Source organism: Alistipes sp. dk3624, assembly GCF_009557455.1.
GTDB classification, from domain to species: Bacteria; Bacteroidota; Bacteroidia; order Bacteroidales; family Rikenellaceae; genus Alistipes_A; species Alistipes_A hominis.
Map to the genome: position 1 here is coordinate 1,547,989 of NZ_CP045651.1, position 14,533 is coordinate 1,562,521.

Here is a 14,533-nt window from a genome sequence, read left to right on the forward strand (position 1 = left end):
CATTCGCCGCCTCTCTTTCTGCAAATCGTTTTTCGTATGGAAATATTTCTGAACGGAGTGAAAACCCCGACGCAGGCGTCGACCCTTTCGGAACTGATCGCAGAACAGTCGATCGCTACCGCCGGGCTGGCCGTCGCCATCGGGCTCCGCGTAATCCGCCGCGACGAGTGGGACGCTACGCCGGTCGCCGACCAGGCCGAAATCACGCTGATCCGCGCCACACAGGGAGGATAGAACAATGGTTGCAGATATTTTCCCGGAATCCCCGATCCTGATCACGCTGCCCCGTATTCTGAAAAACGAGGCGGAGACGCTGGCCGCACTGTGCGGCGCAGGAGTTTCCGTCATCCATATCCGCAAGCCGGAGGCGTCCGAACCGGAAATCGAAGAGTTGCTGAAAACGTTGCAGGCCCTCGGCGCGGACATGTCGCGGCTGACGATTCACTACAACGAACCGCTGGCCCGCAAATACGGGCTCGGAGGCGTGCACCTGCGCATCGAAGAACTGCTTGCCGGAGCCGGCGAAGGGCTGCGGCGGAGCTGTTCGGCGCACGGCTGGACGGAAGCGGAACGCGCGGCGACAGACGCGGACTACGTATTTCTGAGCCCGCTGTTCGATTCGATCTCGAAGCCGGGCTACCGCAGCGCGATCGACCCGGCGGAAGCCGCCGAACGGTTACGGCGCCGCAAAGGGAGGATCGTCGCGCTCGGCGGGATCCGTCCGGCGAACATCGCACGGGTAAGGCGGATCGGATTCGACGGGGCCGCCGTACTCGGGGCCGCATGGAGCGCGGACGAAAAGGCTGTCAATACCGAACGCACCCTGAAAAATTACCATATCCTAAACCGCAAATGGAAAGCGGCCGGAGGAACGCTACAACTGATCTCGGACGGCGACCTCTCCGTCGCCGCGCAATTCCTCGACGCGGGCGGACGCTGGATCCAACTGCGGATGAAAGACGCCTCCGCAGAGGTTATCGTCTGCCGGGGCAAAGAGATGCTCGCCCTGTGCCGGAAACGCCGGGCCGTGCTCGTCGTCAACGATGCGCCGCAACTGGCGGTCGCGATCGGCGCCGACGGCGTGCACCTCGGTCAAGCCGATATGCCGCCCATCGAAGCGAGGCGGATTATCGGCGACGGAGCGGTTATCGGTTCGACGGCCAACACCTTCGAACAGATCGCAGCGCGCAACGACGGCGAAACCGACTACGTCGGACTGGGACCCTTCCGTTTCACGACAACCAAGAAAAACCTGTCGCCGGTGCTCGGCACGGAGGGTTACCGCACGATCCTCGGACGTATGCGGACGGAAAATATCCCCCTGCCGGTCGTGGCGATCGGCGGCATCGAACTGCCGGATATACCGCAGATCATGCGGACGGGGGTCGACGGGATCGCCCTCAGCGGAGCGATCGCCCGCGCGGACTCGCCCGCCACGACGACCGCGAATTTTCTGAACGCAATCCGGAACGCATGAACCGCAGGCCGGGCCGACAGATAACAAAACAATACGTTATTATAAAACAATGGAAAATTTAATTATCGGAAACAAAACGTTTCACTCGCGGCTCTTCGTCGGAACCGGGAAGTTTTCATCCGCGGAACTGATGGGCAAAGCCACCGCCGCCAGCGGCAGCGAACTGGTAACCGTCGCGCTGAAACGAGTAGAACTCGAAAACCCGCAGGACGACATGCTCAGTCACCTGCACCTGCCGGGAGTCAACCTGCTGCCGAACACATCGGGGGTACGCAATGCCAAAGAAGCGGTTTTCGCCGCGCAGATGGCGCGCGAAGCGCTCGGGACGAACTGGATCAAACTCGAAATCCATCCCGATCCTCGCTACCTGCTGCCCGACCCGATCGAAACGCTGGCCGCGGCCGAACAGCTCGTAAAAGACGGCTTCATCGTGATGCCGTACATCAACGCCGACCCGGTACTGTGCAAACGGCTCGAAGAGGTAGGCACGGCCTGCGTCATGCCTCTGGGCGCCCCGATCGGATCGAACCGGGGACTGAAAACCCGCGACCTGCTGAGAATCATCATCGAACAGAGCAACGTCCCGGTCGTCGTCGACGCCGGAATCGGCGCTCCGTCGCACGCCGCCGAAGCGATGGAGATGGGCGCGTCGGCCGTACTGGTCAACACCGCAATCGCCGTAGCGCAGGACCCGGTACAAATGGCCGTCGCTTTCAAAATGGCCGTCGAAGCCGGACGCATGGCATACGAGGCGCAGCTCGCGCCGCAAACGACCGCCGCATCGGCCACCAGCCCGTTAAACCCGTTTTTGGAAGGCATTAAAGGTTTGCAACAATGAGTTACTACGACATCATTCTCCAGTATGACTGGGAAACCACGCGGCGTAAGATCTACGCCTCGACCGAGGCCGACGTAGAACGCGCCCTGAGTCACGACCGCCCGTCGATGGACGACTTCGCGGCGCTCGTTTCCCCCGCGGCGGACAAGTACCTGAACGAAATGGCCGCCAAAAGCTACCGCATCACTCGCCGCCGTTTCGGCAACACGATGCAACTGTACATCCCGCTCTACCTCGCGAATATTTGCCAGAACCACTGCGTTTACTGCGGTTTCAACTGCACGAACAAGATCCACCGCGCGATCCTCACGCCGGACGAAATCCACGCCGAATGCCAGGCCATCAAAAAAGATCCGTTCGAACACATCTTGCTGGTGACGGGCGAAGCGCCGCGCTCATCGAGCGTACAATACATGGCCGATTCGATGGAGATCGTCAAACAGTATTTCCAGCAGATCTCGCTCGAAGTGCAGCCGCTCGAAACGGACGAATACCGGATGCTGATGGACCACGGCCTGCATTCGGTCTACGTCTATCAGGAGACCTACAACCGCGAACGCTATCCGGTCTACCACCTGCGCGGCCGCAAAGCCGACTACCGCTACCGGCTCGAAACGCCCGACCGGTTGTGCGAAGCCGGGGTGTACAAGGTCGGCGTCGGCAACCTGATCGGCCTCGAGGACTGGCGCACCGAAGCGTTCTTCACGGCATTGCACGTCCGTTACCTCGAAAACCGTTACTGGAGGCAGAAATACTCGATCGCCTTCCCGCGGCTGCGCCCTTATTTCGGCGAGGACGGGTTCAATCCCGAACACCCGACCACCGAACGCAACCTGCTGCAACTGATCTGCGCCTACCGGTTGCTGAGCGAAGACGTCGAACTGTCGATCTCGACGCGCGAAAGCGCCGCCTGCCGCGACACGGTGCTGCCGTTCGGCGTGACGGTCATCAGCGCCGGTTCGAAAACCACGCCGGGCGGTTATGCGCACCCGACGCAGGAGCTCGAACAGTGGGCCATCAACGACGATCGCACGCCGACCGAAGTGTTCGACGCGGTCCGGGCCAAAGGGTTCGAGCCGGTCTGGAAAGACTGGTCGGGCTTTATGCAGGAAGCCAATATTCCCGCTTAAGACACGAAAACGTAAACCGCAGCCGGAAACAGGGAGCCTTCGACAAACCGGCCTATCTGTTTCCGGTTGTTTTTAATAACGACAAATTATGCGTATTCTGATCCAGCGAGTACGACGCGCCTCGGTAACGATCGGGGAACAAACCCATTGCGCTATCGGCAACGGGCTGCTCGTCCTGGTCGGCATCGAAGAGGCCGACAACGACGAAGATATCGCGTGGCTGACCGGAAAATTGACAAAACTTCGTATATTTGCCGACGAATCCGGCGCGATGAACCGGTCGGCAGAGGAAACCGGGGCCGACATACTGATCGTCAGCCAGTTTACGCTGTATGCACAGACCAAAAAAGGAAACCGGCCGTCGTACATACGGGCTGCACGTCCCGAAACGGCGATCCCGCTGTACGAACGGTTCGTCGAATCGGTCGAACGGGCGATGGGACACCGGATCGAAACGGGAGTCTTCGGCGCCGATATGCAGGTGGAACTGGTCAACGACGGTCCGGTAACCATCTGGATCGACTCCAAAAACCGGGAATAAGTTAATACGCGAAAACTATGACTATCAAAGAGGCTCAGGAACTGATCGAAACCTGGACGGCGAAAAACAACGTCCGCAACAACGAACTGACCAACATGGCGCTGCTGACCGAAGAGATCGGCAAACTGACCCGCGTGATGGTGCGCCGTTTCAACGATCACGCCAATGAGCCGAATTTCCGGTACGAGGTTTCGGACGAGATCGGCGATATCCTGTGGGCGTTGGTGAACGTCGCCAACCAGACGGGCGTCGACCTGACCGTATCGCTGATCAACGCCCTCGAACGTAAAAGCAACCAGCAGAGCCACCTGTCCTCTCCGAAGAAAAAATAAATCCGTCGGTTACGCAACGGCGCGAAACTTCCTTTCTCAATTTTGAAACCGCCTGTTTTTCCGACAGTCTTTTATTAAATATCCGCCGCATATCCGGTCAAAACAGCATCATCCGTACACCGGCCGGCAAGCCCCGCGACAAACAATCACATTTCAACAATACACACCCTATTTTCAAAAAACGAACAGTCTTCGTATTAAAAACAATATTTTCTTAACTTTGAGAAGCGCACAGCCATGTACTTTGAAAATATTGATTACGAAAGCCTTTATACTATCGCTCGTCGCACTGGGCTGGACGGTCGCGCTGCAAGCACAGAACTTTCAGGTTCAAGCCGTTTCAGGAGAAAAGAAACTCAGCTATGCCTACATTTATCTCAACGGCAGGGTGTGCGGGATCGCCGATCAGGACGGCGCGTTCAATATTCCCCATAGCAAATTGCACATCGGCGATACGATTCCGGCAAGTTATGTCGGAGCCCGGCCCGCTTTCGCGGTCTACACAAAAGAATTGGCCGGCGAATCCGAATGTACGCTCGAATGCAGCCCGATTAGGCGTTGGACGCGGTCGAAGTAAGTTCCAAATTCAACATCTGGCGCTTTTTCAACAAAAACGTCCGGAAACGCATCCCGCCGGACTGATTGCCCCGGAGCGAACCGGCGGGCCGATGATTTTCGTATCTTTGCCGGTAAAATCATGCGGACATGACGACAAATCTCAGACAACTGTTCCTCGAACACGTCGGACAGACATCCGATAACCCGATGATGCTCGAAGTGGAGCGCGCCGAAGGAATCTACCTGTACGGGCGAGACGGGAAACGGTGGATCGACCTGATCTCCGGCGTCTCGGTCAGCGCCGTAGGGCACGGCAACCGGCAGGTAATCGACGCGATCTGCTCGCAGGCGCAGGACTACCTGCACCTGATGGTCTACGGCGAAGCGGTCGAATCGCCTCAGGTACGCTACGCACAGCGCATCGCATCGCTGCTGCCCGATCCGCTCGACACGGTTTATTTCGTCAATTCGGGCAGCGAAGCGGTCGAAGGGGCGTTGAAACTGGCCAAACGCTATACCGGACGAACCGAAATCATCTATTACAAGAACGCTTACCACGGCAGTACGCACGGCTCGCTCAGCGTGATGGGCGGAGAGGAGTACCGCAACGCATACCGCCCGCTACTGCCGGACACCCGGCAAATCCGGTTCAACGAACCCGCAGACCTGCGATACGTCACTCCGCGCACGGCCTGCGTCATCATCGAACCGGTACAGGGCGAAGGCGGTATTTTCCCGGCCGACCGGGACTACCTGCAAGCGCTACGCGACCGGTGCGACCAGACCGGAACGCTACTGATCTACGACGAAATCCAGACCGGACTCGGACGTACCGGCACCCTCTACTTTTTCCAGCAGTACGGCATCGTCCCGGACATCTTGTGCACGGCGAAAGCTTTCGGCGGCGGTATGCCGCTGGGCGCGTTCATCGCGTCGAATCGAATCATGTCGGTGCTGAAAACCAACCCGGTACTGGGCCACATCACCACGTTCGGCGGACACCCGGTCTGCTGCGCCGCCGGGCTCGCCGCCCTGGAATACATCCTGTCCGAACGACTGACGGAACAGGCCGACGCAAAAGGAGCGTTGTACGAAAGCCTGCTCGCCGGACATCCGCTCGTCCGCGAAATCCGGCGGACGGGTCTGCTGCTGGGCGTCGAATTCGGCGACAGCGAACTGACCGCGCGGATCGTGCTGCGGGCGATCGACCGGGGGCTGATGACCGAATGGTTCCTGTTTCACGACACGGCAATGCGGATCGCCCCGCCGCTGACAATCACCGACGCGGAGATCCGCGAATCCTGCGAGATTCTGCTGGAAGTGCTGAACGGAGCTGCCGAATAGCCTTTCCCCGACGCTCCGTGCCGAAGCCGGGATATCCGTTGCAAACGGGCGGCGAACGCTCTCCGGCGGTTTTAAAACCGAATGGTTTGATATTCGCAAAAAAGTCTTAATTTTGCAAGGCTATGACTGATTTTTCCGAGCAAAACTAATCACTAAATAAACAAACTCAACAATGAAAAAAACGTTGAAAATAGTTGTTCTGGCCAAACAGGTTCCCGACACCCGCAACGTCGGCAAAGACGCCATGAAAGCCGACGGAACGGTGAATCGCGCAGCCTTGCCGGCCATTTTCAACCCGGAAGACCTCAACGCGCTCGAACAGGCCCTCGTCCTGAAGGACATGTTTCCCGGCAGCCGCGTCGACATCCTGACGATGGGCCCCGGACGGGCGGCGGAAATTATCCGCGAAGGCATGTTCCGCGGAGCCGACGGCGGCGTACTGCTGACCGACCGCAAATTCGCCGGATCGGATACGCTGGCCACTTCCTACGCTCTGTCCCGCGCCGCAGCCAAAATGAACCCGGACATCATCATCGCCGGCCGCCAGGCCATCGACGGCGACACCGCCCAGGTAGGCCCGCAGGTCGCCGAGAAGATGAACCTGCCGCAGGTAACCTACGCCGAAGAGATCGTCGGCGTGGAAGGCGACGAACTGGTGATCCGTCGCCGGCTCGAACACGGCGTCGAAACGGTAGCCTGCCGTATGCCGCTGGTAATGACGGTCAACGGCTCGGCCGCTGAATGCCGTCCGCGCCACGCCAAACTGGTGATGAAATACAAATATGCGATTACGCCGAGCGAATGCCAGCAGGACGAAGTGGGCTGCTACGCCGACCTGCGCGCACAGCGCCCGTACCTGAATATTACCGAATGGAACGTAGCCGACGTCGATGCCGACGACCGGCAACTGGGCCTCTCCGGCTCTCCGACCAAGGTTAAAAAGATCGAGAACGTGGTGTTCGCCGCCAAGGAAGCCAAGAAGCTGACCGCTTCCGACCAGGACATCGACTCCCTGATGCAGGAACTGATCGCCAGTCATACCTTAGGATAACCCGAATCGTAAACTGATAAAACGCATATTGATGAACAACATATTTGTATATTGCGAAATCGAGGACGGCAAGGTGGCCGACGTGTCGCTGGAACTACTGACCAAAGGCCGCGTGCTGGCCGACACGCTCGGGTGCGAACTCGAAGCGCTGGCGCTGGGACACAACCTCGCCGGAATTGAAAAAGAACTGGCCGAATACGGCGCCGACAGGGTACACGTTGCCGACTGCGAATGCCTCGCCCCGTACCGCACGCTGCCGCATGCGGCGGTCGTCTGCGGGATTTTCAAGGAAGAGCAACCGCAGATCGCGCTGTTCGGCGCCACGCCGGTCGGACGCGACCTCGGCCCGCGCGTATCGTCGACGCTGCACAGCGGCCTGACGGCCGACTGCACGAGCCTCGAAATCGGCTCGCACACCGACGTGAAAAGCGGCAAAGAGTATAAAGACCTGCTTTACCAGATCCGTCCTGCATTCGGCGGCAACATCATCGCGACGATCATCAATCCGGATCATCGTCCGCAGATGGCCACCGTCCGCGAAGGCGTGATGAAGAAAGAAAAGGCCAAAACGCCGGGTAAAGGCATCGTTAAAAAAGTCGATCCGAAGAAATACGTGAACGACGCGGATTTCGTCGTACGGATCATCGACCGGCAGATCGAAGAGCGCAAGATCAATATCAAGGGCGCTCCGGTGATCGTAGCCGGCGGTTACGGCATGGGATCGAAAGAGAATTTCGACTTGCTGTTCGAACTGGCCGACGTGCTGGGCGCCGAGGTAGGCGCTTCGCGCGCGGCGGTCGACGCGGGAATGGCCGAACACGGCCGGCAGGTCGGACAAACCGGCGTTACGGTGCGTCCGAAACTGTACATCGCCTGCGGTATCTCGGGCCAGATCCAGCATACGGCCGGTATGGATCAATCGTCGATGATCATCTCGATCAATACCGATCCGGACGCGCCGATCAACAAAATCGCGGATTACGCGATCACGGGCGACGTGACGGAAGTGATCCCGAAAATGATCAAATACTACAAACAGAACTCGAAATAACGCACGACGTGCCTAATTCACAATAAACGATGGCTAATTTCTTTTTAGACAATAAAGACCTCCAGTACCACATGAACCATCCGTTGATGAAGCGGATCGTGGAACTCAAGGAGAAAGGCTATGCCGACAAAGATTTATACGATTATGCGCCGACCGATTTCGAGGACGCGCAGGACAGCTACCGCCGCGTGATGGAGATCATCGGCGAGGTCTGCGGCGACGTGATCGCCCCGAATGCCGAAGGCGTCGACCACGACGGCCCGAAGGTGGTGGACGACCATGTGGTCTATGCCCCGGGAACGGCCCGGAACATCGAGGCGCTGAACAAAGCCGGTCTGTTCGGCCTGACGCTGCCGCGCAAGTACGAAGGACTGAACTTTCCGCTGATCTACTTCGTGATGGCGAACGAAATGGTAGCCCGCGCCGACGCCGGATTCGAAAACATCTGGGGTTTGCAGGACTGCGCCGAAACGCTGAACGAGTTTGCTTCGGAAGAGATCAAAGCGAAATACCTGCCGCGCGTATCGCGGGGCGAAACCTGCGCGATGGATCTGACCGAGCCCGACGCCGGCAGCGACCTGCAGGCCGTAATGCTGAAGGCCCACTGGGACGAAGCGAAAGGGACTTGGTTGCTGAACGGCGTGAAACGGTTCATCACCAACGGCGACGGACACATCTCGCTGGTGCTGGCCCGTTCGGAAGAGGGAACGGCCGACGCGCGCGGACTGTCGATGTTCGTTTACGACCGCAACCACATGGCCGTAAAGGTGCGCCGCATCGAGAATAAACTCGGTATCAAAGGTTCGCCGACCTGCGAGTTGGTCTTCACGAACGCCCCGGCCGAACTGGTCGGCGACCGGAAGATGGGGCTGATCAAATACGTGATGTCGCTGATGAACGCAGCCCGTCTGGGCATCGGCGCGCAATCGACCGGCCTGTCGGAAGCCGCTTACCGCGAAGCGTTGAAATACGCCCGCGAACGCCAGCAGTTCGGCAAGGCGATCATCGAATTCCCGGCAATCCGCGAACTGCTGGCGAACATGAAGGCCAAACTGCAGGGATCGCGCGCGATGCTGTACGAGACGACCCGTTTCGTAGAGATCTACAAAGACCTCACCCACATCAGCCACGACCGCAAGCTCACGCCGGAAGAACGCGCCGAGATGAAAGCCTACACCCGGCTTGCGGACGCCTTCACGCCGATGCTGAAGCTGATGAGCAGCGAATACTGCAACTCGCTGGCCTACGATGCGATCCAGATTTTCGGCGGCTCGGGCTACATGAAAGACTACCCGATCGAGCGCATTTACCGCGACGCGCGTATCACGAACATTTACGAGGGCACTTCGCAGTTGCAGGTCGTTGCGGCGATCCGCCACGTCACCACGGGCACCTACCTCGCCCAGATCAAGGAATACGAGGCCCAGACCTACGAACAGAAACACCTGCACGAAAAGCTGGTCGCCCTGCGCGAACAGTACGAACAGAGCGTCCAAAAGGTCGTTTCGGCCGAGAACAACGAGTTTATCGACTTCCATGCCCGCCGCATGGTGGAGATGGCCGCGCACATCATCATCAGCTACCTGCTGATGCGCCAGGCCGGCGAAGTGGAAGACTACCGCAACTCCGCGGAACTCTACGTGAAATACGCAGAGGCTCAGAACAGCGCGGCGGCACGCTACATCGAAAGTTCGACGCTGGCCGATCTGGATCTGATCTCCGCCGTCAAGGAAGAGGAGCTCTGATTTCCATATCCCGTTTAACGGGCGGGGCCTCCGGGAATCGTGAAGATTTCCCGGAGGCCCCGCTTCTATTCAAACTTCACGGTCAGCGGCGTTCATTGTAAAGCGCGAGACGCGCTTTACACAGCCGTTCGATCAGTTCCTTCATTTTCTGCGTCCGTTCGACGTATCCGCCGATCTCGGCCCGGCACGGGCCGCACCGGAACAGGAAAAGCGCATCCCTGCGGTATACGTCCAGCCGGCTCAGCATCCGGCTGTTGGAGGTCTGTTCGGGATCGAGCAGCAGGTACAACTCGGGCGAGATCGTCCGCATACGCAGCAGCAGCGTCGTCAGCGTGTGCAGGTCGGTATCTGCGGCGTAATAAACGCCGTAGAGCGCATGCAGCAGCATTTCGGCAGCGCAGGCGGTCAGGAACGCCGTCTGCCGGAAATCCCCGGCTGCAAGGCTCCGCCCGGCGGCCGCAAGGAATCCCCCGGCCTGCCCCGAAAACAACTCGTAACGGTCGAGCGCCGCGAAATAAAATTTCTCGTAATTGCAGGGATTCCGGACGACCGTTTCCCGGCTGTACAGCACCTTCCCTTCGGACAACGCCATGCGGTAAAACCATTTCATTTTGCCGGCGGCCTCGGCTGCCGAATACAGGTGCAGGTTGATGAAAGAGATCGCCCGACTCCTGGTAGGATATTTAAATTTGAGGTAACCGTGCAGGTCGAGCCATTCCATCGTGGGATGCATCGGGGTAACGACCAGCAGGTCGTAAGCCGCCATTTCGCTGAACGGCATCGCACCGGCCAGCGAGCCGAACAGAACGACCCGTTCGGGATCGACCGCCTGCCGGATCGTCCGGACGATCCGGCCGAGCTCGCCGGGATCGTAACTCGCAGCGACCGCAGGTTGTCCGACCGCTTGTTCGGCGGATTGTTCGTCCGCATCCCGGAATAAATTTTCCTGCAAAAAATCCTGTTTCTGTAAAAAATTCGGTATCGTTTCCATTTTTATCAATTTTAAAAGTTTAGGGAATAAAGGTTCCGGCCTTGCCGCGCACGGACTGCGGCGAAGCGAATCAAGTATTGACCGACAGGCATTTGTCAGATCAACAGATAAAAACGGAAACGGGATAACCTGTCACGGGGCGGATGCCCGGAGTTGGCCTTGCGGCTGGTCGGTACCGGAGTACAGACGGATAATGTTGTTCGCATAAATAAAAAATATGCGCAGCTGCGAACAACATTATCCCCATTTTCAGGTTCCAAAGTGTGCCATTCGCGGGTCGCTGAACCCCAACGGCTCTGCGCATACTTTGTTTAAGTATGTTGCACTCTGAAACCATTTCGTGAAAATGATTTTATATAATGTTGTTCGCAAGAGCAAAGGTACGAAATTTTAATTTCCGAGTATACAAACCGGCAGATAAAAACAGAATATGGGATAACCTGTCGCGGGGCGGATGCCCAGAGTTGGCCTTGCGGCTGGTCGGTACCGGAGTACGGACGGGATACATGGTTCGCATAAAATAAAAAATGCGCAGTTGCGAACCATATATCCCCTTGTTACAGGCTCAATAAAGTGCCATTCGCGGGTCGCTAAACCCCAACAGCTCTGCGCATACCTTTTTAAATTGGTTGCTTTATCGAGCACCATAGTAACAATTAATAAATATATGATTCGCAAGAGCAAAGATACAAAATTTTAATTCCCGAGTATACAAACCGGCAGATAAAAACAGAATATGGGATAACCTGTCGCGGGGCGGATGCCCGAAGTTGACCTTGCGGCCGGTCGGTACCGGAGTACGGACGGGACACATGGTTCGCATAAAATAGTAGGCAGAAGTTATGAAACTAATTCTATATATTTATAAACATATTCGGTTGATATACATATAAATATCTTTAAAAAGACGCAAAAATGCAATGTTTTACCTATGTTGTACCCGTTAAAAGAATAAACGCTCAACTCGTTAAAAGTTAAGCGTTTACGATGTAGTCTTGTTGACCCACCAGGATTCGAACCTGGAACGACAGAACCAAAATCTGCTGTGTTACCATTACACCATGGGTCAAACTTATTTCAGAACCGGATTTGAGCGACAAATATAGTGCAAGAAATTTTTATCTGCAAATTTCGTCCATGATCCGGGCGGTAGCTCCTTTGTGCTGCAATACATACTCCTTGCAAATCGTTCCGCTGCGTCCCGTGGCGTCCGGATCGTCGTGCAGGCCTGCGAACCATCGTTCCAGTTCTTCCGCCGAGGCGATACTCGCCGCACCGCGCAGCGTCACCAGATCGCGTGCCTCCCTGAATTTCCCGTAACGGGGTCCGAAAGCCAGCGGCAGTCCAAAGGTGGCCGCTTCCAGCGTATTGTGTATCCCGGCGCCGAAACCTCCGCCGATGTATCCCCAGCGGCCGTAGCGGTAGACGGACGACAGGATCCCGATCGTATCGACGAACAGGACGCCCGCTGCGGCGAGGTCGCTTTGCGGAGTCAGCTGCGTGTAGCGCAGCGCCGGGCGGGAAATACGCTCGCAGAACTTTTCGATCCGTGCGGGATCGATTTCGTGCGGCGCGACGATGAATTTCACGTCCGGATACCGTTCGATCAATCCCACTAACAATTCTTCGTCGGGCGGCCATGTGCTGCCAGCGATAAATACCGGAGCGTCTGCCGCGAACCGTTCGATTTCGGGTAGCCGTTTCGCTTGCTGCGCGATTTCGTATACCCGGTCGAAGCGGGTGTCGCCCGCCACACTGACCTGCTCGATGCCGATGCTTTTCAGCAAATTTCGCGAAGAGTCGTTTTGGACGAAGATATGCCGGAAAGCTCTCAGCGCGCTGCGGAAAAGTCCGCCGTAAGGACGGAAGAAAATCTGTCCGTCGCGGAATATCGACGAGATCAAGTAGAGTTTCGTGCCCGCCCGTTTCATCGCCAGCAGGTAGTTGACCCAGAATTCGTATTTGACGAAAACGGCGATTTTAGGCCGCACGATCGCCATGAAACGGCGCACGTTGCGCGGGGTGTCGGGCGGCAGGTAAAAGATGTAGTCGGCTCCGGGGTAGTTTTTGCGGATCTCGTAGCCGGACGGAGAAAAGAAGGTGACCAGTATCTTGTAACCCGGACACGCTTTGCGGAACGCTTCGATCACCGGCCGTCCCTGTTCGAATTCGCCGAGCGAAGCGGCATGGAACCATGCGATGTCGGCTCCGGAGTCCACCGTCCGGGCCAGTTTGTCGAAAATGCCCTTCCGTCCCCGCACCCAGAGTCGCGCTTTGGGGTTGAACAGGGCGGCAAGCCGTATCGCGGCGTTTGTCAAATAGATGCCAGAGTTGTAGAGCAGCCGCATCGGTCGTTATTTGAGAATATCCCGCAGCCCTTTGCGGTTCAGTACGGCAATCGACGACGCTTCGGATCGGATCAGGTGTTTCTTTTCCAGTTCCATGAGTACGGTTTGCAGCGCGCTGCGCGTGGCGTCGAAATATTCGGCGATTTCGCGGATGTCGGGCACCGGTACCGAGCCGGATTCTTCGGAAGTGTGTTCCAGCAGGTAAGTGGCGACTTTCTCTTTCAGCGACCGGAACGACAGGAAAAAGATTTTTTTCGACCAGACGTTGGCGCGGTTCGAAATGATGTCGATAAAGTTCGACATAATCAGCACGTTGGCCTGCATCAATTCGAAAATATAGCCCCGGTGCAGCGTCATGATCGTTACGTCGCCGTCGGCGATCACGTCGATCGGCAGTTTGTTGTAACCGCCGAACAGGAAAGCGGGGGCGATCAACTGCGGAGCCTCGATCGGGTCTACCACGATCGTTTTGCCGCCCGAAACCATCTCTCCGTGCACCCGTCCTTTCAGGATGATCATCAGGCCCGAATAGGCGGTATCCCGGTGGGCGATGCAGTCTTTATCCTTGTATTCGGTCAGGGAGAATTCGCCCCTTTCACCGATCGTTTCCCCGATCTGTTCCGCCGTCAGACCTCTGAACAGCGGGCACTGAGCCAATATCGCATACATATCCTTCACAGATTTAAAAGGTTCTCTAATAATGCGTGAAGTTACTACTTTTTCTTCATTCCGCCAAGCGGTTTCGGCAGATCGGCGGTTACCAGCGCGGAACCATCGCGTTCGGAATGTAGCGCAGCCGGTGCGTGGAATCGGGCAGCAGGTCGACGGCGATTAAGTCGAACTGCGTATCCGCGTCGATCCGGTACAGGGCGACGTATTGCTGTGCGGCCCGGAACAGCGCGTTGAATTTTTTCCGGGTCATGGCCTCTTCGGGCGCGGTCAGTCCGTCCGCCTTCCGGGATTTCACTTCCACGATGTGCAACACGCCCTCTTTACGGGCGACAATGTCCAGCTCGTAACGGCCGCTGCGCCAGTTGCGGTGCAGCAGGTCGAAACCTTCCGAAAGGAGAAAGCGGGCGGCGATCTCCTCGCCGCGTTGTCCGATACGTATCGACGACATGCCGCGA

Annotated in this window: 15 protein-coding genes and 1 tRNA gene; 11 read left to right on the forward strand and 5 right to left on the reverse strand. The window is 57.4% G+C overall.

Features of this window, described 5'->3' with window-relative positions; genetic code table 11:
* The first annotated feature begins 36 nt into the window (after positions 1-36).
* From thiS to GFH31_RS06560, 11 genes are all read left to right on the forward strand, one after another.
* Positions 37-234 carry a sulfur carrier protein ThiS gene (gene thiS, locus GFH31_RS06510; protein WP_055203176.1) on the forward strand — a complete coding sequence of 66 codons (198 nt, stop codon included), beginning with the start codon at positions 37-39 and terminating at the stop codon, positions 232-234.
* A gap of 4 nt (positions 235-238) precedes the next feature.
* Positions 239-1,477: a thiamine phosphate synthase gene (locus tag GFH31_RS06515; protein ID WP_118457892.1), complete on the forward strand. Its 1,239-nt coding sequence runs from the start codon at positions 239-241 to the stop codon at positions 1,475-1,477.
* Positions 1,478-1,526: 49 nt separating this feature from the next.
* On the forward strand, positions 1,527-2,315 hold the full coding sequence (locus GFH31_RS06520) for a thiazole synthase (RefSeq protein ID WP_055203174.1): 789 nt from the start codon (positions 1,527-1,529) through the stop codon (positions 2,313-2,315).
* On the forward strand, positions 2,312-3,445 hold the full coding sequence (gene thiH, locus GFH31_RS06525; RefSeq protein ID WP_101573482.1) for a 2-iminoacetate synthase ThiH: 1,134 nt from the start codon (positions 2,312-2,314) through the stop codon (positions 3,443-3,445). Before GFH31_RS06520 ends, thiH begins: the two co-directional genes overlap by 4 nt.
* Before the next feature lie 88 nt (positions 3,446-3,533).
* Positions 3,534-3,986 carry a D-aminoacyl-tRNA deacylase gene (gene dtd / locus GFH31_RS06530; protein ID WP_101573484.1) on the forward strand — a complete coding sequence of 151 codons (453 nt, stop codon included), beginning with the start codon at positions 3,534-3,536 and terminating at the stop codon, positions 3,984-3,986.
* 17 nt (positions 3,987-4,003) lie between these two features.
* Positions 4,004-4,318 carry a MazG nucleotide pyrophosphohydrolase domain-containing protein gene (locus GFH31_RS06535; RefSeq protein WP_055203169.1) on the forward strand — a complete coding sequence of 105 codons (315 nt, stop codon included), beginning with the start codon at positions 4,004-4,006 and terminating at the stop codon, positions 4,316-4,318.
* 244 nt (positions 4,319-4,562) lie between these two features.
* Entirely contained in the window at positions 4,563-4,895 is a 333-nt protein-coding gene (locus tag GFH31_RS06540; RefSeq protein ID WP_101573487.1) for a hypothetical protein, read from the forward strand.
* Between the two features lie 128 nt (positions 4,896-5,023).
* Positions 5,024-6,220 carry an aspartate aminotransferase family protein gene (locus GFH31_RS06545; RefSeq protein ID WP_055203166.1) on the forward strand — a complete coding sequence of 399 codons (1,197 nt, stop codon included), beginning with the start codon at positions 5,024-5,026 and terminating at the stop codon, positions 6,218-6,220.
* A 172-nt stretch (positions 6,221-6,392) separates the two neighbouring features.
* Positions 6,393-7,271 carry an electron transfer flavoprotein subunit beta/FixA family protein gene (locus tag GFH31_RS06550; RefSeq protein WP_055203164.1) on the forward strand — a complete coding sequence of 293 codons (879 nt, stop codon included), beginning with the start codon at positions 6,393-6,395 and terminating at the stop codon, positions 7,269-7,271.
* 31 nt (positions 7,272-7,302) lie between these two features.
* Complete coding sequence (locus GFH31_RS06555; protein ID WP_055203162.1) at positions 7,303-8,322, forward strand: electron transfer flavoprotein subunit alpha/FixB family protein; 1,020 nt, start codon at positions 7,303-7,305, stop codon at positions 8,320-8,322.
* A gap of 29 nt (positions 8,323-8,351) precedes the next feature.
* Positions 8,352-10,067 (forward strand): acyl-CoA dehydrogenase family protein, encoded by a 1,716-nt coding sequence (locus GFH31_RS06560; protein WP_153497648.1) that lies wholly within the window; start codon positions 8,352-8,354, stop codon positions 10,065-10,067.
* Positions 10,068-10,149: 82 nt separating this feature from the next.
* Here GFH31_RS06560 and GFH31_RS06565 read toward each other — a convergent pair whose 3' ends face one another.
* From GFH31_RS06565 to GFH31_RS06585, 5 genes are all read right to left on the reverse strand, one after another.
* Complete coding sequence (locus GFH31_RS06565; RefSeq protein ID WP_153497649.1) at positions 10,150-11,058, reverse strand: hypothetical protein; 909 nt, start codon at positions 11,056-11,058, stop codon at positions 10,150-10,152.
* Between the two features lie 998 nt (positions 11,059-12,056).
* Positions 12,057-12,127, reverse strand: a tRNA-Gln gene (locus GFH31_RS06570).
* 49 nt (positions 12,128-12,176) lie between these two features.
* A complete protein-coding gene (locus GFH31_RS06575; protein ID WP_101573497.1) occupies positions 12,177-13,406 on the reverse strand; it encodes a 3-deoxy-D-manno-octulosonic acid transferase in 1,230 nt (409 codons plus the stop codon).
* Positions 13,407-13,412: 6 nt separating this feature from the next.
* Positions 13,413-14,075: a Crp/Fnr family transcriptional regulator gene (locus GFH31_RS06580; RefSeq protein WP_101573499.1), complete on the reverse strand. Its 663-nt coding sequence runs from the start codon at positions 14,073-14,075 to the stop codon at positions 13,413-13,415.
* A gap of 88 nt (positions 14,076-14,163) precedes the next feature.
* Positions 14,164-14,526 carry a YraN family protein gene (locus GFH31_RS06585; protein ID WP_055203118.1) on the reverse strand — a complete coding sequence of 121 codons (363 nt, stop codon included), beginning with the start codon at positions 14,524-14,526 and terminating at the stop codon, positions 14,164-14,166.
* Positions 14,527-14,533 lie beyond the last annotated feature (7 nt).

Excerpts from the sequence above, each read along its gene's own strand:
- thiS (WP_055203176.1), top strand. The coding sequence starts at position 37 with ATGGAAATATTTCTGAACGGAGTGAAAACCCCGACGCAGGCGTCGACC.
- GFH31_RS06515 (WP_118457892.1), top strand. The coding sequence starts at position 239 with ATGGTTGCAGATATTTTCCCGGAATCCCCGATCCTGATCACGCTGCCC.
- GFH31_RS06520 (WP_055203174.1), top strand. The coding sequence starts at position 1,527 with ATGGAAAATTTAATTATCGGAAACAAAACGTTTCACTCGCGGCTCTTC.
- thiH (WP_101573482.1), top strand. The coding sequence starts at position 2,312 with ATGAGTTACTACGACATCATTCTCCAGTATGACTGGGAAACCACGCGG.
- dtd (WP_101573484.1), top strand. The coding sequence starts at position 3,534 with ATGCGTATTCTGATCCAGCGAGTACGACGCGCCTCGGTAACGATCGGG.
- GFH31_RS06535 (WP_055203169.1), top strand. The coding sequence starts at position 4,004 with ATGACTATCAAAGAGGCTCAGGAACTGATCGAAACCTGGACGGCGAAA.
- GFH31_RS06545 (WP_055203166.1), top strand. The coding sequence starts at position 5,024 with ATGACGACAAATCTCAGACAACTGTTCCTCGAACACGTCGGACAGACA.
- GFH31_RS06550 (WP_055203164.1), top strand. The coding sequence starts at position 6,393 with ATGAAAAAAACGTTGAAAATAGTTGTTCTGGCCAAACAGGTTCCCGAC.
- GFH31_RS06555 (WP_055203162.1), top strand. The coding sequence starts at position 7,303 with ATGAACAACATATTTGTATATTGCGAAATCGAGGACGGCAAGGTGGCC.
- GFH31_RS06560 (WP_153497648.1), top strand. The coding sequence starts at position 8,352 with ATGGCTAATTTCTTTTTAGACAATAAAGACCTCCAGTACCACATGAAC.
- GFH31_RS06565 (WP_153497649.1), bottom strand. The coding sequence starts at position 11,058 with ATGGAAACGATACCGAATTTTTTACAGAAACAGGATTTTTTGCAGGAA.
- GFH31_RS06575 (WP_101573497.1), bottom strand. The coding sequence starts at position 13,406 with ATGCGGCTGCTCTACAACTCTGGCATCTATTTGACAAACGCCGCGATA.
- GFH31_RS06580 (WP_101573499.1), bottom strand. The coding sequence starts at position 14,075 with ATGTATGCGATATTGGCTCAGTGCCCGCTGTTCAGAGGTCTGACGGCG.
- GFH31_RS06585 (WP_055203118.1), bottom strand. The coding sequence starts at position 14,526 with ATGTCGTCGATACGTATCGGACAACGCGGCGAGGAGATCGCCGCCCGC.